Raw genomic sequence first — 19,890 nt, forward strand, 5'->3', positions numbered from 1 at the left:
CAGGCAACACGGGTTCATGTGTGAACACTTACCTGTAGGAGCCGGCTTGCCGGCGATGGCGATCTTGAGACCGCTATCGCCGGCAAGCCGGCTCCTACAAGGGGGTGTGTTAGATCAAGGTTTCGATGCGCAGCGAGTTGGTCGACCCCGGCTGCCCAAACGGCACCCCCGCCGTAATCACCAACGTATCCCCACGCTCCGCCATACCCTGCGCCTGGGCAATCTCCAGCGCCGTGGAGCACACCTCATCCACCTGGCGCAGCCGGTCATTGACCACCGAATGCACGCCCCACGCCACGCTCAACCGCCGCGCCGTGGACAGGTTGGGTGTGAGGTTGAGGATCGGCGCGACCGGCCGTTCCCGTGCCGCGCGCAGGCTGGAGCTGCCCGACTCGCTGTAGTTCACCAGCACCGCCACCGGCAGAATGCTGCTGATACGGCGGATCGCGCAGCTGATGGCGTCCGATACCGTGGCATCCGCCTTCGGTCGGCTGACATCCAGTTGCGCCTGGTAATCCGGACCGTTTTCCACCTGGCGGATGATCTTGCTCATCATCTGCACGGCTTCCAGCGGGTATTCGCCGGAGGCGGTTTCGGCCGACAGCATCACCGCGTCCGCGCCTTCGGCCACGGCATTGGCGACATCGGTGACTTCGGCACGGGTCGGTGCCGGCGAGAAGCGCATCGACTCCAGCATCTGCGTCGCCACCACCACCGGTTTACCCAGTTGGCGGCAGGTGCTGATGATGTCCTTCTGGATCTGCGGCACGCTCTCGGCGGGCACTTCAACGCCCAGGTCGCCTCTGGCCACCATGATCGCATCGCTCAGTTCGGCAATTTCCTGCAGGCGCTGCACGGCCGAGGGCTTCTCGATCTTGGCCATCAGGAACGCCTTGTCGCCGATCAGCTCGCGGGCTTCGCGAATGTCTTCCGGACGCTGCACGAACGACAGCGCCACCCAGTCCACGCCCAGCTCCAGGCCGAAGCTCAAATCGCGCCGGTCCTTGGCGGTCAGTGGGCTGAGTTCCAACAGGGCTTGTGGGACATTCACGCCTTTGCGATCAGACAATTCACCGCCATTGAGCACGGTGGTGTCGATGGCGTCGGCATGTTTGGTGATCACCCGCAGGCGCAGCTTGCCATCGTCCAGCAGCAGGTCCATGCCGGGTTCCAGCGCCGCGATGATTTCCGGGTGGGGCAGGTTGACCCGGCGCTGGTCGCCCGGTGTTTCGTCCAGGTCCAGGCGCAACGCCTGGCCGCGTACCAGTTGCACTTTGCCCTCGGCAAAACGCCCGACCCGCAGCTTCGGCCCTTGCAGGTCCATGAGGATGCCCAGCGGATAATTCAGCTGGCGCTCGACCTGGCGAATCCATTGGTAGCGTTGGGCATGGTCGGCGTGGTCGCCGTGGCTGAAATTGAGCCGGAAGATGTTTACCCCGGCTTCCACCAGCTCGCGGATGTCGTCGATACCGTCGGTGGCCGGGCCCAGGGTGGCGAGGATTTTGACCTTCTTGTCAGGCGTCATGTTTGGCAGTCTCAAGGATCAGGATGGCGCGGAAGTCGTTGACGTTGGTGCGCGTGGGCTCGGTGATGATCAAGCCGTCGAGGGCGGCGAAATAGCCGTAGCCGTTGTTGTTATCCAACTCATCGCTGGCCGACAGCCCGAGGGCTTCGGCGCGCGAATAACTGCACGGCGTCATAATCGCGCCGGCGTTGTCTTCCGAACCGTCGATGCCGTCGGTGTCACCGGCTAGCGCGTACACGCCGGGCAGGCCCTTGAGGCTGTCGGTGAGGCTCAACAGGAATTCCGCATTGCGCCCGCCACGGCCATTGCCGCGCACGGTCACGGTGGTTTCGCCGCCGGAGAGGATCACGCACGGCGCCGCCAGCGGCTGGCCGTGCTGGACGATCTGCCGGGCGATGCCGGCGTGCACCTTGGCCACGTCCCGTGCTTCGCCTTCCAGGTCGCCGAGGATCAACGGGCTGAACCCGGCCTGACGGACTTTTACCGCCACCGCTTCCAGGGATTGCTGGGGTCGGGCGATCAATTGGAAGTGGCTGCGGGCGAGTACCGGGTCGCCGGGCTTGACGGTTTCCGAGGCCGGGTTCTGCAACCAGTTGCGCACCGAGGCGGGGGCGTCGATGTTGTAACGCTTTAGGATCGCCAGCGCCTGTTGCGACGTGCTCGGGTCGCCGACCGTGGGGCCGGACGCGATCACCGTGGCTTGGTCGCCGGGCACATCGGAAATCGCGTAGGTGTAGACCGTGGCTGGCCATGCGGCTTTCGCCAGTCGGCCGCCCTTGATGGCCGAGAGGTGTTTGCGCACGCAATTCATCTCGCCGATGGTCGCGCCGGATTTGAGCAGGGCTTTGTTGATGGCCTGTTTGTCGGCCAGGGTGATGCCTTCGGCGGGCAGCGCCAACAGCGCAGAGCCACCGCCGGACAACAGGAAGATCACGCGGTCGTCTTCCGTCAGGTTGCTGATCAGTGCCAGCACACGTTGGGCCACGGCCAGGCCGGCAGCGTCGGGCACTGGGTGAGCGGCTTCGACCACTTCGATTGTCTTGCACGGCGCGCCGTGGCCGTAACGGGTGACGACCAGACCAGTGACTTCGCCGTGCCAGCAGTTCTCCACGACCAGCGCCATGGCAGCGGCGGCTTTGCCGGCACCGATCACGATCACACGGCCGCTGCGGTCGGCGGGCAGGTAGGGTTCAAGGACTTGCCGGGGGTGGGCGGCGTCGATGGCTGTGGCAAACAGCTCGCGAAGCAGATGTTGCGGATCGACCGACATAAGCGGGCTCCCGGGGAATTCTTATTATTGGAAGTACGATGAAACCCTGTAGGAGCCCGGCTTGCCGGCGATGGCGGTCTCAGCCTGGTGCAAAATGCAGCTGGCCCCATCGCCGGCAAGCCGGCTCCTACAGGTGGTGTGTCGCAGGGTTATTTATCGCGAATCGAGAAATTCGCCATATGTTCCAGGCCTTTGATCAGCGCCGAGTGGTCCCAGTTGCCGCCGCCAATCGCGGTGCACGTACTGAACACCTGCTGCGTACCGGCGGTGTTCGGCAGGTTGATCCCCAGTTCCTTGGCACCGGCCAGCGCCAGGTTGAGGTCCTTCTGGTGCAGGTTGATGCGAAAGCCCGGATCAAAGGTGCCCTTGATCATGCGCTCGCCATGCACTTCGAGGATTTTCGACGAAGCAAACCCCCCCATCAGCGCTTCACGCACCTTGGCTGGGTCGGCGCCGTTCTTGGAGGCGAACAGCAGTGCTTCCGCCACCGCCTGGATGTTCAGCGCGACGATGATCTGGTTGGCGACCTTGGCGGTCTGGCCATCGCCATTGCCGCCCACCAACGTGATGTTCTTGCCCATGGCCTGGAACAGCGGCAGCGCGCGTTCGAAGGTCTGCGGCTCGCCACCGATCATGATGCTCAGGGTGCCAGCCTTGGCGCCGACTTCACCACCGGACACAGGTGCATCCAGGTACTGCGCGCCGGTCTCGTTGATCTTCGCGGCGAAGGCCTTGGTGGCGGTGGGGGAGATCGAACTCATGTCGATCACCACTTTGTTTGGCGACAGGCCGGCTGCGACACCGTCTTTGCGGAACAGTACGTCGTCGACCTGCGGGGTGTCCGGGACCATCACAATGATGAACTCGGCTTCCTGCGCCACTTGCTGCGGGTTGGCCAGGGCCACGGCGCCTGCGTCGATCAGCGCTTGCGGCGCCTTGCCGTGGTGCTCGGAGAGGAACAGTTGGTGACCTGCTTTCTGCAGGTTCGCGGCCATGGGTTGGCCCATGATGCCAGTGCCGATGAATCCGATTTTAGCCATGAAAGAATCCTCTTTTATTAGATGGCGTTGTGGGTCTTCAACCAACCCAAACCCGCTTCGGTGGTGGTCAACGGCTTGTACTCACAGCCGACCCAACCCGCGTAACCGATGCGGTCCAAATGTTCGAACAGGAAGCGGTAGTTGATCTCACCGGTGCCCGGCTCGTTGCGCCCTGGGTTGTCCGCCAGCTGGATGTGGTTGATCTCACCCAGGTGCGCGGCCATGGTGCGGGCCAGGTCGCCTTCCATGATTTGCATGTGATAGATGTCGTACTGCAGGAACAGGTTGGCGCTGCCCACCTGTTCGCGAATCGACAGGGCTTGCGCCGTGTTGTTCAGGTAGAAGCCTGGGATGTCGCGCGTGTTGATCGCTTCCATCACCAGCTTGATGCCCACCGCTTGCAGCTTTTCGGCGGCGTACTTGAGGTTGGCGACGAAGGTTTTTTCCAGGGTTTCGTCATCCACGCCTTGTGGCCGGATGCCCGCCAGGCAGTTGATCTGGGTGTTGCCCAGCACCTGGGCGTAGGCGATGGCCAGCTTGACCCCGGCACGGAACTCCTCGACCCGGTCCGGGTGGCAGGCCAGGCCGCGTTCGCCCTTGGCCCAGTCACCGGCCGGCAGGTTGAACAGCACCTGGGTCAAGCCGTTGGCGTCGAGTTGCGCCTTGATTTCGGCAGAGCTGAATTCATAGGGGAACAGGTACTCGACGCCTTGGAAGCCAGCGTCGGCGGCCGCTTTGAAACGGGCAAGAAAGTCCTGTTCGGTAAACAGCATGGACAGGTTGGCGGCGAAACGCGGCATAAGGTTCTCCTTAATCGAGCAGGGAAATGGCAGTCGGCGCATCGTTGCCGACCAGTGCCAGATCTTCGAATTCGTTGACGGCGTTGATCTCGGTGCCCATGGAAATATTGGTCACGCGCTCCAGAATAATCTCAACGATCACCGGCACCTTGAATTCTTCGATCATTTCCTCGGCGCGGCGCAGGGCCGGCGCGATCTGGCTCGGCTCGAACACACGCAAGGCCTTGCAACCCAGGCCTTCGGCGACGGCCACGTGGTCTACGCCATAGCCGTTGAGTTCCGGGGCATTGAGGTTGTCGAAGGACAGCTGCACGCAGTAGTCCATTTCAAACCCGCGCTGAGCCTGGCGGATCAGGCCGAGGTAGGAGTTGTTCACCACCACGTGGATGTACGGCAGCTTGAACTGTGCGCCCACGGCCAGTTCTTCGATCATGAACTGGAAGTCGTAGTCGCCGGACAGCGCCACCACTTTGCGGCTCGGGTCAGCCTTGACCACGCCGAGCGCGGCGGGGATGGTCCAACCCAACGGGCCGGCCTGGCCGCAGTTGATCCAGTGGCGTGGCTTGTACACGTGCAGGAACTGCGCGCCGGCAATCTGCGACAGGCCGATGGTGCTGACGTAGCAGGTGTCTTTGCCGAACACCTGGTTCATTTCTTCATACACGCGCTGTGGCTTGACCGGCACGTTGTCGAAGTGAGTCTTGCGGTGCAGGGTGGCTTTGCGCTGCTGGCAGTCATTGAGCCAGGCGCTGCGGTCCTTGAGCTTGCCGGCGGCTTTCCACTCACGGGCCACTTCAATAAACATAGTCAGCGCGGAACCGGCGTCGGAAACGATGCCCAGGTCCGGGGTGAAGACGCGGCCAATCTGGGTCGGCTCGATGTCGACGTGGATGAACTTGCGGCCCTCGGTGTACACCTCGACCGAACCGGTGTGGCGGTTGGCCCAACGGTTACCGATGCCCAGCACCACGTCCGACTTGAGCATCGTCGCGTTGCCATAACGGTGGGACGTCTGCAGACCGACCATGCCGACCATCTGTGGGTGATCGTCCGGAATGGTGCCCCAGCCCATCAGGGTCGGGATCACCGGGATGCCGGTCAGTTCAGCGAATTCAACCAGCAATTCGCTGGCGTCGGCGTTGATTACGCCGCCACCGCTGACCAACAGTGGGCGCTCGGCCTGGTCCAGCAGCGCCAGGGCTTTTTCCACCTGCACGCGGGTGGCCAGTGGCTTGGCCAGGGGCAGGGGTTGGTAGGCGTCGATGTCGAATTCAATCTCGGCCATCTGCACGTCGAACGGCAGGTCGATCAACACCGGGCCTGGGCGGCCGGAGCGCATTTCATAGAAGGCTTTCTGGAAGGCGTACGGCACTTGGCCTGGCTCCAGCACGGTGGTCGCCCACTTGGTCACCGGCTTGACGATGCTGGTGATGTCCACGGCCTGGAAGTCTTCCTTGTGCATGCGGGCGCGGGGCGCTTGACCGGTGATGCACAGGATCGGGATCGAGTCGGCCGAGGCGCTGTACAGGCCGGTGACCATGTCGGTACCTGCCGGGCCCGAGGTGCCGATGCACACGCCGATATTGCCGGCCTTGGTGCGGGTGTAACCCTCGGCCATGTGGGAGGCGCCTTCAACGTGGCGAGCAAGGACGTGATCGATGCCACCCACTTTCTGCAAGGCCGAATACAGCGGGTTGATCGCGGCGCCTGGGATACCGAAGGCGGTGTCCACACCTTCGCGACGCATCACCAGGACGGCGGCTTCGATTGCTCTCATTTTGCTCATGATTTTGGTGCCTCTTGCGTTTTGTAATTGTATACAAGTGGTGTCTGGACAAAGTGTATTCACGGCGAGCGGCGTAGGTCAATGCATTTTATAAACTGGCCTATGCGTTGGTCGGAACGGCTTTTTTCGACGTATGGAGCCTTTGTGCGAAAATATTGTATACAAAAACTAAAGTCATTGTGTTCTATTTGTTTGATCGAGCATCTGATCATTCAGACCTCCACCGGTTTCCCAATAACAAAAGAAGGACGGCACCATGAGCGCTTTAACCTTGAAACTCGCCACCCAACTGGCCAGCCAGGCCCTCAGTGCAGGGCGCACTATCTCGGCTGCACCGCTGACTATCGCTGTGCTCGACAGCGGCGGGCATTTGGTCACCTTGCAACGAGAAGACGGTGCCAGCCTGCTGCGCCCGCAAATCGCCATCGGCAAGGCTTGGGGCGCGATCGCTCTGGGCAAAGGCTCACGCCTGCTGGCGCTGGACGCGCAGCAGCGCCCGGCGTTTATCGCGGCGTTGAACAGTTTGGGGCAGGGCAGCGTTGTTCCGGCGCCAGGTGGCGTGTTGATTCGGAGTCAGGAGGGCGTGGTGCTGGGAGCGATCGGGATCAGCGGGGATACGTCGGACATTGATGAGCAGTGTGCGATTACGGCGATCGAGGAGATCGGGCTATTGGCAGACGCCGGCGTATCAGCCTGAAACCACCCTTTGTAGGAGCCGGCTTGCCGGCGATGGCGCTCGAAAGAGCGCCGCAGAATATGAAAGTCTCATCGCCGGCAAGCCGGCTCCTACAACGTCAGTCCGGCTCGCAGCCCTTGAGCACCAGCCGGATGATGGTCTGCGCCGCCGCCTCATAATCCGCCTCATCCAGCTTGGCCTTCCCGGTCACCGCCGAGATCTGCCAGTCGAAATCCGCATACGTCTGCGTGGCTGCCCAGATACTGAACATCAAGTGGTTGGGGTCAATCGGCGCGATCAGGCCGCGATCTACCCAGTTCTGGATGCACGTGATGTTGTGCTTGGCCTGGGCGTTCAGCTGTTCGACCTGGTCGGCGCTGAGGTGCGGGGCGCCGTGCATGATTTCGCTGGCGAAGACCTTGGAGGCAAACGGCAGGTCGCGGGAGATGCGGATTTTTGAGCGGATGTAGTTGCTCAGCACTTCTTTGGGCTCGCCCTCCGGGTTGAACGGTGTGGAGGCGGCCAGGATCGGCTCGATAATGCTTTCGAGCACCTCGCGGTAGAGGTTGTCCTTGGACTTGAAGTAGTAATAGACGTTCGGCTTGGGCAGCCCGGCCTTGGCGGCGATGTCGCTGGTTTTGGTCGCGGCGAAGCCCTTGTCGGCAAACTCCTCGCTGGCCGCCCGCAGGATTTTTTCTTTGTTGCGCTCGCGAATGGTGCTCATAAACCTGGAGTTTCCTTGCCAAGACTGGCGGTTGCGCATGGTAGCACCGGCCATCCGCGAGCCTCAACAATCTGCCCGCAGGGCCTTGCGCCGCGCTATGCTCGGCCCATCCCACTCATACGGAAGCCCGATTCATGGCAGGAAGCAGCTTGTTGGTGTTGATCGACGATATCGCCGCGGTACTCGATGACGTTGCCCTGATGACAAAAATGGCGGCAAAGAAGACCGCTGGCGTCTTGGGTGATGACCTCGCCCTTAATGCCCAACAGGTTTCCGGCGTGCGTGCCGAGCGGGAAATTCCTGTGGTGTGGGCGGTGGCCAAGGGGTCGTTCGTCAACAAGTTGATCCTGGTGCCGACGGCGCTCTTGATCAGCGCGTTCGCGCCGTGGGCGGTTACGCCATTGCTGATGCTCGGCGGTGCCTACCTGTGCTTCGAAGGCTTCGAGAAGCTGGCGCATAAATTCCTGCACAGCAAGGACGAAGACCAGGCTGAGCACTCACAGCGGGTCGAGGCGGTGGCGAATCCGGCCACCGACCTGGTGGCCTTCGAGAAGGACAAGATCAAGGGCGCGATCCGCACGGACTTCATCCTTTCTGCCGAAATCATCGCGATCACCCTGGGCACCGTGGCGGATGCACCGTTGATGCAGCAGGTCATCGTGCTCTCCGGCATTGCCATCGTCATGACGGTGGGCGTCTACGGGCTGGTAGCGGGCATCGTCAAGCTGGATGACCTGGGCTTGTGGCTCACGCAGAAACCCGGCCAGGTCGCGCGCAGCATCGGCGGCGCCATCCTGCGTGCGGCGCCTTACATGATGAAGAGCCTGTCGGTGATTGGTACGGCGGCGATGTTTTTGGTCGGCGGCGGGATTCTTACCCATGGGGTTCCTGCGGTGCATCACTGGATCGAGACCGTCAGCCAAGGCGCGGGCGGTGTGGAGTGGTTGGTGCCGACGCTGCTGAATGGCATGGCGGGGATCGTTGCCGGGGCGATGGTGCTGTTGGGGGTGATAGCCGTGAGCAGAGGCTGGCGTACGATAAAGGCATGAAGTGCACCGGGCGGGCGCTGTTCAGACAGCTTGCGCCCGGTGCGATCGTATCAATTCACCGAGTTACAGCGGCGGTAAAGGAGGGCGCATCAGCGCTGAGTAACCGTCTTTGGAAAAGTCCAGCAGCCGCCACGCTTCGGAGAATAAGGCGACTTCAGATTCCGGACCACGAAATTTCTCGGGGAGAGGAAGCGTGATGCCGATGTTTTTACCGTCGATTTTATTATTGTTGACCTTGGAGTACGCGCCTCCGAGGCTGTCCATATATATAAGTACGCGCTCGGCATTTGCCGCGATGTTAGCTCGAGTGTCCGGATCAAGTTTGCTATCGTTCCAGTCGCCACCCACTTGGATCTTAAAGTCCTCTATTATTTTTGGGTAGTGTTTTAACGAGGCGAACAACGGATGGCTGGCGATCTTTTCCGCTGAACGTTGGTCATTCGGTGTACGGCCCGTATTTGCGGTGGGTGCGTCCGAAGGGTATCGCGGCGGGGTAGGGACTACCCAGTGGGGTAGCATAGGGCCGCGAGGTACTGCATTTGAATCTGGAAGCTTTATCATAAAAATCTGTTTCTCATTGAAAGTTACTGAATCATTCCATGCTCTCGACGTTGAGTGATTCGAACATGGATCGCCCCTAGTAAGTGAGTTTATGTACGGGGAAGTTCCATGTAGCTAAGTGACCAGATATGTGTAACTTTATAATGCCTTATAAAAAAGGCTGTTCGAAGTTATCGGACAGCCTTTTTTGATCTTGCCTACTTGACCCTATTCAGCGATCTGTAGTTTGCGTGATTCGGTATATATATATCGAACCTTTTCATATTCGAACGGCGAGTTCATCTGACCATAACGGAAGCTGGTCTGATAACGTTTGTCCACCGCACGCAACGCCCAGATTTCCGGGTGGTTGGAGCTGACTTCGGACACATTGAGGAAATTGATCTGGGTTTCTGCGCCGTAGTCGACGATCAGGCCGGTGGTGTCGCGCAGGTTCGATGGGCCGAAGATCGGCAGCACCAGATACGCGCCGCCGGGTACGCCGTAGAAGCCCAAGGTCTGGCCAAAGTCTTCGCTCTGGCGCGGCAGGCCCATGGCGGTCGCTGGGTCCCATAGGCCAGCGATGCCAATAGTGGTGTTGACCAGTAGGCGGCCGGTGGTTTCCAGCGAGCGGTGCCCCTTGAGTTGCAGCAGGCTGTTCAACAGGTTGGGCACGTCGCCCAGGTTGTTGAAGAAGTTGCTCACGCCGGTACGCAGGAAGCTCGGGGTGACGTAGCGGTAGCCGTCGACCACCGGCAGGAACACCCACTGGTCGAAGCGGTAGTTGAAGTGGTACACGCGACGGTTCCACGACTCCAGCGGGTCGTACACGTTGAGTGCGGTGAGCGACGAACGCTCGAACTCGCGCTGGTCCAGGCCGGGGTTGAACTTGAGTTTGGTCAGCGGTTCCTTGAAACCATCGGAATCGACCTTGACTGGCTCGTGGGCCTTGCTGTTGTCGGCATTGGCCACGCCTGCGCACATCAAGGCGGCAAGCAGCAGAAGATATTTAGCCACGGAAGAACTCCAGCATGGCGTCGGCGTTGACGCGGTAATTGAGGTTGCCGCAATGGCCGCCCAGCGGGTAGACGGTCAAGCGATCGCCGAAGGTTTTACGCAGGAAACCGAGGTCGCCCGGGCCGAGGATCACATCGTCGGCGTTGTGCATCACGGCGATTTTCGGGCTGGTGTGCAGGTAGTCCTTGAGGGCGTACAGGCTGACCTGGTCGATCAGTTGCAACAGGCTGCCGCCGTCGGAGCGGGCGCGCCACATCGGGATCACCTGTTCGGTGAGGTAGCAATCGAAGTCGCACTGCAGCGCACGCTTGAGGAACGGCGTGAGGCTGGTGCCTTCGGTGATCGGGTATTTGGGTGGGATGATCAGGCCGCGACGGTTGATCAGGTCCGAGGTAAAGGCAATGTCAGCTGCCGAAAAACGGAACGAGGTGCCGATCAGCATGGCCATCTGTTCGTTGCTCAGGTGCTGCTTGGATTGCTGGAAGTCGTAGAGCAGGGCGTCGTTGAGGTCGATGTAGCCCTTTTGCTGGAAGTAGCGGGTCAGCTTGTTCAGCACCAGCTCATAAAAGGTAGTGGTGTTGTTGATGCCCTTGACCTCGGTCTGCACCAGCTTGTCGAGGTTGGTGATCGAGGTGTAGAGGTTGACCGGCGGATTGAGCAGCAAGACTTTCTTGAAGTTGAAACTGCGGCGGGTCTCGTCCAGCTTACTGACGAACGCCGCATCCAAGGCGCCAAGGCTGTAGCCGGTGAGGTAGAAGTCGGTCACCGGCAGCGAGGCGTTCTGCGCGCGCACGGCTTGCATCACGCGGTACATGTCTTCGGCGTCTTCCTGGGTGATCCCCGGCGTGGCGAAGCGCGAGGCGGCACTGATGAAGTCGAAGCTGGTCGGCGACGACAGTTGCACCACGTGGTAGCCGGCCTGGTAATACAGCTTTTTCAGGTATTCGTTGATGCTGCTGTCGAAGCGCGCACCGGTGCCCGCGATCAGGAAGATCAGCGGCGCGGCGCGATCCTGTTTGGCGATGCGATAGGTGAGTTTCTTCACCGCCCAAAAGTTGTCCGGCAGGCTGAATTCGCGCTCGGGGCGCATGTTCAGGGTGTAATCGGACTGATTGATCTCATCATCGCTCGGCAATTTTGGCCGAAGATCAGGCGGGGTGGTGGCGATGGTCGCTTCAAACGGGTTGGTCAAAGGGTAGCCATAGCTGGCTTGGTCAATGTCGACGGCCAGTGCTGACGCACTCAGAAAAAGGCTGCCCAGCAGGGCAGCACAGCGCAAGGAACGGAGCATGACTTAATCCCTAAGAGGAAACGTGCTTAATGAAGTTCGCAGGCTATGACCGCCGCCCTATCGCCGAAGTGCCATCACGCGGCACGAAAAGTCGGAAAATAACGTCGGAATCGGGGTAATAGTAGCCAGACGATACACTTTGACACGTGTGGGTAAACATTAATTGTGTGTATGCACCTTGCTAACGCCCACTGGCGCATTAAGCTGAGCGCCGTTTTTGCCTATCGGAGTGCCCCAATGTCCCGTCGTTTGCCGTTGATACTGCTGCTTATCGCCCTGCCGCTGTGGCTGGCCGCCAGTTATGGCGCGCGCTATGGCTTTATGGAAGATGGCCAGTGGGTGGGCATCTGCGCGGATGAGGCCAGCCGCTGGGAATGCCAGTTGCGTTCGAACCTGGGGTTGATGATTCACTTCAAGGTGCTGGGCTGGGCGGCGCTGATTACGTCGGTGCTGGCGTTTTTCGTGCCGGGACGGGCGGGGTGGGGGCTGGCGGTGCTGGGGATGGTGTTCGGGTTGCCGGCACTGGCGTTGTACAACACCACGTTTGCGGTGTTTGCGGTGGTGATTGCGGGGTTGCGGTTGGTGCGCAAGCCCAGGGACATATGACCAATCCCTGTAGGAGCCGGCTTGCCGGCGATGGCGTCCCTGGGATCACAGGTGATTTCAAAGGCCTCATCGCCGGCAAGCCGGCTCCTACAGTTAGATTTTGCGCTGGCGCAGGCAGCGCCACAAAGCCACAACCATCAGCAGGCTAACTACCGCCCAACCCCACGCCTGCTGATTCAACAGGCCTTCCCGATACAACTGCGGTGCAATACCCGCACCGATGATAAAAGCCAGCAGCGCAATCTCCCGACGCGGTCCCGTCACCGGACGCACCAGGTACACCAGCGCCGGCAACACCAGCGCCGCGCTCGGAAAGCTGCGATAGCGCGGATCAAACACCAATGCCAGCATCATCACCGCCCCCGCAAATCCGGCGATCGCCACCAGCCAACCTGCGCGTTGCTCCAGCCAGTTGAACGCCCGCTCACGCCAACCTTCCTGTGCACTCAAGGCCAAGGCCGCATGGGCCAGCACCAGCAGGTTCAACACCAGCAGCAACCCAGCCCACACCCATTCATCATTGAAGCGCGCCGTCACGCGGGTCAGCTCGGCCCAGGTGCCAATGGAGCAGGCTGCAACGGCGCCCAACAACGGCAGGGCAAGCGCGGCACGCGTGCTGCGTACGCGACCACCCAATGCCAGGGTGCCCAGCAGGATAATCCCGCCGACGCCCAACCACAGCGGCCAGTACGGCACATTGGTCACCGGCCCGGCGAGGATGCCCTTGTCCTGGCGATCCGCATCGAACAGGCCCCAGTAACCCCCTACGGCGCCTTCACTCGCGCGCTTCCACGGCTGGTCAAAAGCTTCGATCAGGTTGTAGTGCCAGCCATTGGCCTCGGCCATGGCCACAAAACCACGCATGAACTTGGCCTCATTGATCCGGCTCGGCACGGCGGTTTCGCGCTGGCGGCCTTCGCTTGGCCAGCCGGTTTCACCGATCAGGATGTCCTTGGGGGCAAACTTGTTGCCGAAGGTCTGGCGCACATCGCCCACGTGCTTGAGGGCCTGGTCGATGCCGGACGGGTCATCTTCCCAGTACGGCAGCAAGTGGATGGTAAGGAAGTCCACTGCCGGGGCGATTTCCGGGTGTTGCAGCCAGAACTCCCATACGTCCGCGTAGGTTGCCGGCTGCTTGATCTGGCTTTTGACGGTCTGGATCAGCTTCACCAGCTGTGTGGCGGTGACTTCCTTGCGCAGCAGCGCTTCGTTGCCGACGATCACCGACGTCACCACATCCGGGTGGGCGTTGGCCGAGGCGATCAATTCGTTGATCTCCTTTTCGGTCGCCACCGGGTCACTGCTTACCCAGGCGCCGGCCATCACCTTCAGCCCGTGCTTGCGCGCCATGTCCGGCAAGGCTTCCAGGCCGGTCATGGAATAGGTGCGGATGCACTCGAAGCGGGTCGCCAGCAGGGCGAGGTCAGCGTCCATGCGCTCCGGACGCAGCGTGAATGGCTGGTCGAACGGCGATTGGTCTTTATCGAAAGGGGTATAGGACGCGCACTGCATCTTGTGCGTGGCACTGGCGACGTCGGGCAATACCACCGGCCGGCCAAGGCCATACCAGTAACCGATCAGGGCCAGCAGGCCGAGGATCAAGGCGAAAAAATAGGGCAGGGCGGGGAAGCGGGCAGTCGCGGGCATGGTCGGCTTAACTGTAGGAGCAAAGGCGCGCATCTTACCCGGATTTGCCCCGTCCCAGTGGGGCTGCATAATTTTGACATGCAAAGTTCGGGCGGGATTTTGACGTCAAGTCCTACAAAGCGCCCTACTGGCTATGTGATGTCGTTTCCTGCTTGTATAAGGTCGCTGACAGAGCAGGTCGAAGGGGCCGGCAGGTTGATGATCGAAGTGTCAGCACTCCACTGATGCCACTGCAACCGGATCGATGCGCGTGAAGGGGGCGCGGTGCACCACATAACAACAGGTTGACGTCGCTCGGCATCCGCCGGGCGCAGCACTTTCGGGGAAGTACTATGAAGATGCGACGACTCTTGGGCGCAGCTGCCACTCTGGTAGTTGCGATGAGCTCCACACTGGCCAGCGCCGACAGCAAGACCCTGAGCATCGGCTATGTGGACGGCTGGTCCGACAGCGTGGCCACCACCCACGTGGCGGCAGAAGTGATCAAGGCCAAGCTCGGTTATGACGTGAAACTGCAAGCCGTCGCCACCGGGATCATGTGGCAAGGCGTTGCCACCGGCAAGCTCGACGCGATGCTCTCCGCCTGGCTGCCGGTCACCCACGGTGAGTACTGGGCCAAGAACAAGGACAAGGTGGTCGACTACGGCCCCAACTTCAAGGATGCAAAGATCGGCCTGATCGTGCCGGAATATGTCAAAGCCAAGTCCATCGAAGACCTCAAGACCGACACCACCTTCAAGAACAAGATCGTCGGCATCGACGCCGGTTCTGGCGTGATGCTCAAGACCGACGAAGCCATCAAGCAGTACGGCCTCGATTACAAACTGCAAGCCAGTTCGGGTGCGGCGATGATCGCCGAGTTGACCCGTGCCGAAGACAAACAGGAATCCATTGCGGTCACCGGTTGGGTGCCACATTGGATGTTCGCCAAGTGGAAACTGCGTTTCCTGGACGACCCAAAAGGGATTTATGGTGCTGCTGAAACCGTCAACAGCATCGGCAGCAAGGGCCTGGAGAAGAAAGCGCCGGAAGTCGCAGCCTTCCTGAAGAAATTCCAGTGGGCCTCCAAGGATGAAATCGGCGAAGTCATGCTGGCGATTCAAGAAGGCGCCAAGCCTGATGCCGCCGCCAAGGATTGGGTCGCCAAGCACCCTGAGCGCGTCGCCGAGTGGACCGGTAAATAAGACCCGAAGCGTCTAGTTAGCACCTTGCAAGCCCGCCTGGCGATTTCGCCAGGCGGGCTTTGTCGTTTTTGTGCCAAAGGCTGTCAATTCGATCAGTTCAAAACTGGCGACAACGCCTATGTCGTTCTAATACTAAGGTCGTCTGGAACCCTTTGTGCAGCCGCATACAGTGGATACGTTCCAATAATAAAAAAGCTGTGCTGCGAGGATAAAAACAATGAACGACAGCATTTACCTCTCGATTCAAAACAGCCCGCGTTTCAAGGAGCTGGTGAGAAAAAGGGAAAGGTTCGCCTGGATTCTCTCGGCGATCATGCTAGGGCTTTACTCCGCTTTCATCCTGTTGATCGCCTACGGGCCACAAGTACTGGGGGCCAAGCTCAGCCCCGGTTCGTCGATTACCTGGGGCATTCCCCTGGGCGTCGGGCTGATTGTGTCCGCCTTCATCCTGACCGGCATCTATGTGCGCCGGGCCAACGGCGAGTTTGACGACCTGAACAATGCGATTCTCAAGGAGGCTGCGCAATGATCCGGCGTCTACTGGCAATATTCGGCGCTTCGCTCTTTGCTCCGGCCGTTTGGGCGGCTGATGCATTGACCGGTGAAGTGCACAAGCAACCCCTGAACGTTTCGGCCATCGTGATGTTCGTCGCGTTCGTCGGCGCCACCCTGTGCATCACCTACTGGGCCTCCAAGCGCAACAAATCGGCTGCCGACTACTATGCGGCCGGCGGCAAGATCACCGGTTTCCAGAACGGCCTGGCGATTGCCGGTGACTACATGTCGGCGGCGTCCTTCCTGGGGATTTCCGCGCTGGTCTACACCTCTGGTTATGACGGCCTGATCTACTCGATCGGCTTCCTGGTGGGCTGGCCGATCATTCTGTTCCTGATCGCCGAGCGCCTGCGTAACCTGGGCAAGTACACCTTTGCCGACGTGGCGTCCTATCGCCTGGGCCAGACCCAGATTCGCAGCCTGTCGGCCTGTGGCTCGCTGGTGGTGGTGGCGTTCTACCTGATCGCGCAGATGGTCGGTGCGGGCAAGCTGATTCAGCTTCTGTTTGGCCTGGACTACCACGTTGCGGTGATCCTGGTCGGTATCTTGATGGTGATGTATGTACTGTTCGGCGGCATGCTGGCGACCACTTGGGTACAGATCATCAAGGCTGTATTGCTGCTGTCCGGTGCCTCGTTCATGGCACTGATGGTGATGAAGCACGTCAACTTCGACTTCAATGCCCTGTTCTCCGAGGCGATCAAGGTTCACCCTAAAGGTGAGGCGATCATGAGCCCCGGCGGCTTGGTGAAAGACCCGATTTCAGCCTTCTCCCTCGGGCTTGCGCTGATGTTCGGTACCGCTGGCCTGCCACACATCCTGATGCGCTTCTTCACCGTCAGCGACGCGAAGGAAGCCCGCAAGAGCGTGTTCTACGCCACCGGTTTCATCGGTTACTTCTACATCCTGACCTTTATCATCGGCTTTGGCGCGATCCTGCTAGTCAGCACCAACCCGGCGTTCAAGGACGCAGCAGGCGCCCTGCTGGGCGGCAACAACATGGCTGCGGTGCACCTGGCGAACGCGGTGGGTGGCAGTATCTTCCTGGGCTTCATCTCGGCCGTGGCCTTCGCCACCATCCTCGCGGTGGTTGCCGGCTTGACCCTGGCCGGCGCTTCGGCGGTGTCCCATGACCTGTACGCCAGCGTGATCAAGAAAGGCAAGGCCAACGACAAGGATGAAATTCGCGTTTCGAAGATCACCACTGTTGCGTTGGGCGTGTTGGCGATTGGCCTGGGTATCCTGTTCGAAAGCCAGAACATCGCGTTCATGGTTGGCCTGGCGTTCTCCATTGCCGCCAGCTGTAACTTCCCGGTGCTGCTGCTTTCCATGTACTGGAAAAACCTCACCACCCGTGGCGCGATGATTGGTGGCTGGTTGGGCTTGATCAGTGCCGTTGGCCTGATGGTGCTCGGCCCGACCATCTGGGTCTCCATCCTGCACCATGAAAAAGCCATCTTCCCTTATGAGTACCCGGCGCTGTTCTCGATGATCATTGCGTTCGTCGGCATCTGGTTCTTCTCCATCACCGACAAGTCGGCGGCGGCAGAGAAAGAGCGTGCGCTGTACTTCCCGCAGTTTGTGCGTTCGCAGACTGGCCTGGGTTCGAGTGGGGCGGTTTCTCACTAAGGTTGTAGCTGGATAGGAAAATACCCCGGTCGAAAGGCCGGGGTATTTTTTTTGTCTATAAATTAGGAGTTGATCTGACAAAACTGTTTCTCAAATCCTGCACAAATAAAAACGGCCTCCACTAAGGGAGGCCGTTTTCAGTGCAACTAAGCGAGGCTTACTTGCGATCTTCCAGCTGGGTGATGTCACGCGACTCGTAGCCGGTGTACAGCTGGCGTGGGCGGCCAATCTTGTACGGGCTGGAGAGCATTTCTTTCCAGTGGGAGATCCAGCCCACGGTCCGCGCCAGGGCGAAGATCACGGTGAACATGCTGGTTGGAATGCCGATCGCCTTGAGGATGATCCCCGAGTAGAAGTCGACGTTCGGGTACAGCGAGCGTTCGATGAAGTACGGGTCGGTCAGGGCGATCTCTTCCAGGCGCATGGCCAGTTCGAGTTGCGGATCGTTCTTGATGCCCAGTTCCTTCAACACTTCGTCGCAGGTCTGCTTCATCACGGTGGCGCGCGGGTCGCGGTTCTTGTAGACCCGGTGACCGAAGCCCATCAACTTGAACGGATCGTTCTTGTCCTTGGCCTTGGCGATGAACTTGTCGATGTTCGAGACATCGCCGATTTCATCGAGCATGGTCAATACGGCTTCGTTCGCACCGCCGTGGGCAGGGCCCCACAGTGCGGCGATACCGGCTGCGATGCAGGCGAACGGGTTGGCACCCGACGAGCCGGCCAGGCGCACGGTAGAGGTCGAGGCGTTCTGTTCGTGGTCAGCGTGGAGGATGAAGATCCGGTCCATCGCCTTGGCAAGCGTCGGGCTGATCGGTTTGATCTCGCACGGCGTGTTGAACATCATGTGCAGGAAGTTTTCCGCGTACGTCAGGTCGTTGCGCGGGTACATCATGGGTTGACCCATGGAGTACTTATAAACCATTGCGGCCAGGGTCGGCATCTTGGCAACCAGACGGATCGCGGAGATTTCGCGATGCTGCGGGTTATTGATGTCGAGGGAGTCGTGATAGAAGGCCGACAGGGCGCCAACCACACCGCACATGACGGCCATCGGGTGGGCGTCGCGACGGAAGCCGTTGAAGAAGGTCTTCAACTGCTCGTGAACCATGGTGTGGTTCTTCACGGTGCTGACGAACTGGGCTTTCTGCTCGGCTGTTGGCAATTCGCCATTTAGCAGCAGGTAGCAGGTTTCCAGGTAGTCCGATTTCTCAGCCAGTTGCTCGATCGGGTAGCCGCGATGCAGCAAAATGCCATTATCACCGTCGATGTAGGTGATCTTCGACTCGCAAGAGGCGGTCGACATGAAGCCTGGGTCGAATGTGAAACGGCCCGTGGCCGTCAGGCCCCGTACGTCGATAACATCGGGACCAACGGTGCCGGTTAAAATGGGCAGCTCGACGGGGGCTGCGCCCTCGATGATCAACTGCGCTTTTTTGTCAGCCATGTGGCCTCCTATTTATGCTTCAAATCATCAGACAGACCCCCCACGCAGGGCCCGCACCACTATATTGATATAAATCCAGATGTCAATTTGCCTAAAGTCTTGCAGCAGAAGGCTTTAACCGTACTTTTTCCTCGAAATTGCCTGCCATTTACGCCTTTTATTCCCCCAGCGCAATCCGCTATTAGGGTGAGGAGTGCGCGTTGTCATTAGTAACCTAACTGTCTATACTCGGCCACCGACCGCCAAGGGCTTTTGGGCTTGCTTTCATTGGGGGTCGCACTCCCTGGGTGGTGCTTACCTGACCAGTGCACTCCCCAACAACTTTGCCCTGATTGTTAGGGGCTCTTCAGTGTGAAAAAAAGCCGTGAATAGCCAACGACCTGTAAACCTAGACCTAAGGACCATCAAACTCCCCATCACCGGCGTTACGTCGTTCCTGCACCGTGTTTCCGGCATCATCCTGTTCCTGGGCTTGGGCATCATGCTTTATGCATTGAGCAAATCCCTGGGTTCCGAGGAAGGATACGCCGAGGTGAAGGCATGCTTGACCAGCCCGCTGGCCAAGTTCGTAGCATGGGGCCTCCTGTCCGCTCTGCTGTATCACCTGGTTGCCGGTGTGCGCCACTTGATCATGGATGCGGGTATCGGTGAGACGCTGGAAGGCGGCCGCCTAGGCTCGAAAATCATCATCGCCATTTCCGTGGTGCTGATCGTTCTGGCAGGAGTTTGGATATGGTAACCAGCGTTACGAACCTTTCGCGTTCGGGCCTCTATGACTGGATGGCACAGCGTGTGTCGGCGGTCGTTCTCGCGGCTTATTTCATTTTCCTGATCGGATACCTCGTCGCAAATCCAGGCATCAGCTATGAGCAATGGCATGGCCTGTTTTCCCACAATGCGATGCGAATCTTCAGTCTGCTGGCCCTTGTAGCCCTGGGCGCACACGCCTGGGTTGGCATGTGGACCATCGCGACCGACTACCTGACGCCGATGGCGCTGGGCAAGTCCGCGACAGCAGTACGTTTCCTCTTCCAGGCAGTCTGCGGCGTCGCGATGTTCGCTTACTTCGTCTGGGGTGTGCAGATTCTTTGGGGTATCTGATTC

19 protein-coding genes are annotated in these 19,890 nt (G+C 59.9%); 8 read left to right on the top strand and 11 right to left on the bottom strand.

Translation table 11 applies throughout. From position 1 onward, the window contains the following. Positions 1 to 109 precede the first annotated feature (109 nt). The 5 genes from pyk to gcl all read right to left on the bottom strand — a co-directional run bounded on the left by pyk (position 110) and on the right by gcl (position 6,421). On the bottom strand, positions 110 to 1,525 hold the full coding sequence (gene pyk, locus HX868_RS03645; RefSeq protein WP_016979579.1) for a pyruvate kinase: 1,416 nt from the start codon (positions 1,523 to 1,525) through the stop codon (positions 110 to 112). Further along, positions 1,515 to 2,795: a glycerate kinase type-2 family protein gene (locus HX868_RS03650; protein ID WP_177001950.1), complete on the bottom strand. Its 1,281-nt coding sequence runs from the start codon at positions 2,793 to 2,795 to the stop codon at positions 1,515 to 1,517. Before HX868_RS03650 ends, pyk begins: the two co-directional genes overlap by 11 nt. Before the next feature lie 149 nt (positions 2,796 to 2,944). Next, positions 2,945 to 3,835: a 2-hydroxy-3-oxopropionate reductase gene (locus HX868_RS03655; RefSeq protein WP_071496242.1), complete on the bottom strand. Its 891-nt coding sequence runs from the start codon at positions 3,833 to 3,835 to the stop codon at positions 2,945 to 2,947. A 17-nt stretch (positions 3,836 to 3,852) separates the two neighbouring features. Next, positions 3,853 to 4,635 (bottom strand): hydroxypyruvate isomerase, encoded by a 783-nt coding sequence (hyi, locus tag HX868_RS03660; protein ID WP_016979577.1) that lies wholly within the window; start codon positions 4,633 to 4,635, stop codon positions 3,853 to 3,855. Between the two features lie 10 nt (positions 4,636 to 4,645). After that, complete coding sequence (gene gcl, locus HX868_RS03665) at positions 4,646 to 6,421, bottom strand: glyoxylate carboligase (RefSeq protein ID WP_016979576.1); 1,776 nt, start codon at positions 6,419 to 6,421, stop codon at positions 4,646 to 4,648. Positions 6,422 to 6,677: 256 nt separating this feature from the next. Between gcl and HX868_RS03670 the strand changes: the two genes are divergently transcribed. Continuing rightward, positions 6,678 to 7,118 carry a GlcG/HbpS family heme-binding protein gene (locus tag HX868_RS03670; RefSeq protein WP_177001951.1) on the top strand — a complete coding sequence of 147 codons (441 nt, stop codon included), beginning with the start codon at positions 6,678 to 6,680 and terminating at the stop codon, positions 7,116 to 7,118. A 97-nt stretch (positions 7,119 to 7,215) separates the two neighbouring features. On the opposite strand, the gene HX868_RS03675 is transcribed toward HX868_RS03670, so the two are convergent. After that, the gene (locus HX868_RS03675; protein ID WP_177001952.1) at positions 7,216 to 7,821 is read right to left on the bottom strand and encodes a TetR/AcrR family transcriptional regulator; all 606 of its coding nucleotides are present in this window, start codon (positions 7,819 to 7,821) and stop codon (positions 7,216 to 7,218) included. Between the two features lie 134 nt (positions 7,822 to 7,955). On the opposite strand from HX868_RS03675, the gene HX868_RS03680 reads away from it, so the two are divergent. Then, complete coding sequence (locus tag HX868_RS03680) at positions 7,956 to 8,870, top strand: DUF808 domain-containing protein (protein ID WP_177001953.1); 915 nt, start codon at positions 7,956 to 7,958, stop codon at positions 8,868 to 8,870. Positions 8,871 to 8,933: 63 nt separating this feature from the next. Here HX868_RS03680 and HX868_RS03685 read toward each other — a convergent pair whose 3' ends face one another. The 3 genes from HX868_RS03685 to HX868_RS03695 form a co-directional block, all read right to left on the bottom strand. Continuing rightward, complete coding sequence (locus HX868_RS03685; RefSeq protein WP_177001954.1) at positions 8,934 to 9,218, bottom strand: hypothetical protein; 285 nt, start codon at positions 9,216 to 9,218, stop codon at positions 8,934 to 8,936. A 420-nt stretch (positions 9,219 to 9,638) separates the two neighbouring features. Next, a complete protein-coding gene (locus tag HX868_RS03690; RefSeq protein ID WP_016979571.1) occupies positions 9,639 to 10,427 on the bottom strand; it encodes an MlaA family lipoprotein in 789 nt (262 codons plus the stop codon). Further along, complete coding sequence (locus tag HX868_RS03695) at positions 10,420 to 11,718, bottom strand: serine protein kinase PrkA (RefSeq protein ID WP_016979570.1); 1,299 nt, start codon at positions 11,716 to 11,718, stop codon at positions 10,420 to 10,422. The genes HX868_RS03690 and HX868_RS03695 overlap by 8 nt, the downstream gene beginning before the upstream one ends. Positions 11,719 to 11,955: 237 nt before the next feature. On the opposite strand from HX868_RS03695, the gene HX868_RS03700 reads away from it, so the two are divergent. Further along, positions 11,956 to 12,324: a hypothetical protein gene (locus tag HX868_RS03700; RefSeq protein ID WP_177001955.1), complete on the top strand. Its 369-nt coding sequence runs from the start codon at positions 11,956 to 11,958 to the stop codon at positions 12,322 to 12,324. 93 nt (positions 12,325 to 12,417) lie between these two features. Here HX868_RS03700 and HX868_RS03705 read toward each other — a convergent pair whose 3' ends face one another. Further along, positions 12,418 to 13,971, bottom strand: coding sequence for a glycoside hydrolase family 17 protein (locus HX868_RS03705; RefSeq protein WP_177001956.1), 1,554 nt, complete (start codon positions 13,969 to 13,971; stop codon positions 12,418 to 12,420). Between the two features lie 332 nt (positions 13,972 to 14,303). On the opposite strand from HX868_RS03705, the gene HX868_RS03710 reads away from it, so the two are divergent. The 3 genes from HX868_RS03710 (at position 14,304) to HX868_RS03720 (ending at position 17,339) form a co-directional block, all read left to right on the top strand. Further along, positions 14,304 to 15,155: a glycine betaine ABC transporter substrate-binding protein gene (locus HX868_RS03710; protein WP_025857941.1), complete on the top strand. Its 852-nt coding sequence runs from the start codon at positions 14,304 to 14,306 to the stop codon at positions 15,153 to 15,155. Between the two features lie 217 nt (positions 15,156 to 15,372). After that, on the top strand, positions 15,373 to 15,684 hold the full coding sequence (locus tag HX868_RS03715) for a DUF485 domain-containing protein (RefSeq protein WP_016972153.1): 312 nt from the start codon (positions 15,373 to 15,375) through the stop codon (positions 15,682 to 15,684). Further along, positions 15,681 to 17,339, top strand: a complete 1,659-nt coding sequence (locus HX868_RS03720; RefSeq protein ID WP_028615711.1) for a cation acetate symporter — start codon at positions 15,681 to 15,683, stop codon at positions 17,337 to 17,339. The genes HX868_RS03715 and HX868_RS03720 overlap by 4 nt, the downstream gene beginning before the upstream one ends. Positions 17,340 to 17,496: 157 nt before the next feature. On the opposite strand, the gene gltA is transcribed toward HX868_RS03720, so the two are convergent. Further along, positions 17,497 to 18,786: a citrate synthase gene (gltA, locus tag HX868_RS03725; protein ID WP_028615712.1), complete on the bottom strand. Its 1,290-nt coding sequence runs from the start codon at positions 18,784 to 18,786 to the stop codon at positions 17,497 to 17,499. 364 nt (positions 18,787 to 19,150) lie between these two features. Between gltA and sdhC the strand changes: the two genes are divergently transcribed. Then, positions 19,151 to 19,525: a succinate dehydrogenase, cytochrome b556 subunit gene (sdhC, locus tag HX868_RS03730; protein ID WP_016979564.1), complete on the top strand. Its 375-nt coding sequence runs from the start codon at positions 19,151 to 19,153 to the stop codon at positions 19,523 to 19,525. Beyond that, positions 19,519 to 19,887 carry a succinate dehydrogenase, hydrophobic membrane anchor protein gene (gene sdhD / locus HX868_RS03735; protein WP_016974690.1) on the top strand — a complete coding sequence of 123 codons (369 nt, stop codon included), beginning with the start codon at positions 19,519 to 19,521 and terminating at the stop codon, positions 19,885 to 19,887. Before sdhC ends, sdhD begins: the two co-directional genes overlap by 7 nt. Positions 19,888 to 19,890 lie beyond the last annotated feature (3 nt).

The organism is Pseudomonas reactans, from assembly GCF_013385825.1.
Classification (GTDB): domain Bacteria; phylum Pseudomonadota; class Gammaproteobacteria; order Pseudomonadales; family Pseudomonadaceae; genus Aquipseudomonas; species Aquipseudomonas reactans.

Bases quoted from the DNA above. Each gene is read 5' to 3' on its own strand.
- pyk (WP_016979579.1), bottom strand. From the start codon at position 1,525: ATGACGCCTGACAAGAAGGTCAAAATCCTCGCCACCCTGGGCCCGGCC.
- HX868_RS03650 (WP_177001950.1), bottom strand. From the start codon at position 2,795: ATGTCGGTCGATCCGCAACATCTGCTTCGCGAGCTGTTTGCCACAGCC.
- HX868_RS03655 (WP_071496242.1), bottom strand. From the start codon at position 3,835: ATGGCTAAAATCGGATTCATCGGCACTGGCATCATGGGCCAACCCATG.
- hyi (WP_016979577.1), bottom strand. From the start codon at position 4,635: ATGCCGCGTTTCGCCGCCAACCTGTCCATGCTGTTTACCGAACAGGAC.
- gcl (WP_016979576.1), bottom strand. From the start codon at position 6,421: ATGAGCAAAATGAGAGCAATCGAAGCCGCCGTCCTGGTGATGCGTCGC.
- HX868_RS03670 (WP_177001951.1), top strand. From the start codon at position 6,678: ATGAGCGCTTTAACCTTGAAACTCGCCACCCAACTGGCCAGCCAGGCC.
- HX868_RS03675 (WP_177001952.1), bottom strand. From the start codon at position 7,821: ATGAGCACCATTCGCGAGCGCAACAAAGAAAAAATCCTGCGGGCGGCC.
- HX868_RS03680 (WP_177001953.1), top strand. From the start codon at position 7,956: ATGGCAGGAAGCAGCTTGTTGGTGTTGATCGACGATATCGCCGCGGTA.
- HX868_RS03695 (WP_016979570.1), bottom strand. From the start codon at position 11,718: ATGCTCCGTTCCTTGCGCTGTGCTGCCCTGCTGGGCAGCCTTTTTCTG.
- HX868_RS03700 (WP_177001955.1), top strand. From the start codon at position 11,956: ATGTCCCGTCGTTTGCCGTTGATACTGCTGCTTATCGCCCTGCCGCTG.
- HX868_RS03705 (WP_177001956.1), bottom strand. From the start codon at position 13,971: ATGCCCGCGACTGCCCGCTTCCCCGCCCTGCCCTATTTTTTCGCCTTG.
- HX868_RS03710 (WP_025857941.1), top strand. From the start codon at position 14,304: ATGAAGATGCGACGACTCTTGGGCGCAGCTGCCACTCTGGTAGTTGCG.
- HX868_RS03715 (WP_016972153.1), top strand. From the start codon at position 15,373: ATGAACGACAGCATTTACCTCTCGATTCAAAACAGCCCGCGTTTCAAG.
- HX868_RS03720 (WP_028615711.1), top strand. From the start codon at position 15,681: ATGATCCGGCGTCTACTGGCAATATTCGGCGCTTCGCTCTTTGCTCCG.
- gltA (WP_028615712.1), bottom strand. From the start codon at position 18,786: ATGGCTGACAAAAAAGCGCAGTTGATCATCGAGGGCGCAGCCCCCGTC.
- sdhD (WP_016974690.1), top strand. From the start codon at position 19,519: ATGGTAACCAGCGTTACGAACCTTTCGCGTTCGGGCCTCTATGACTGG.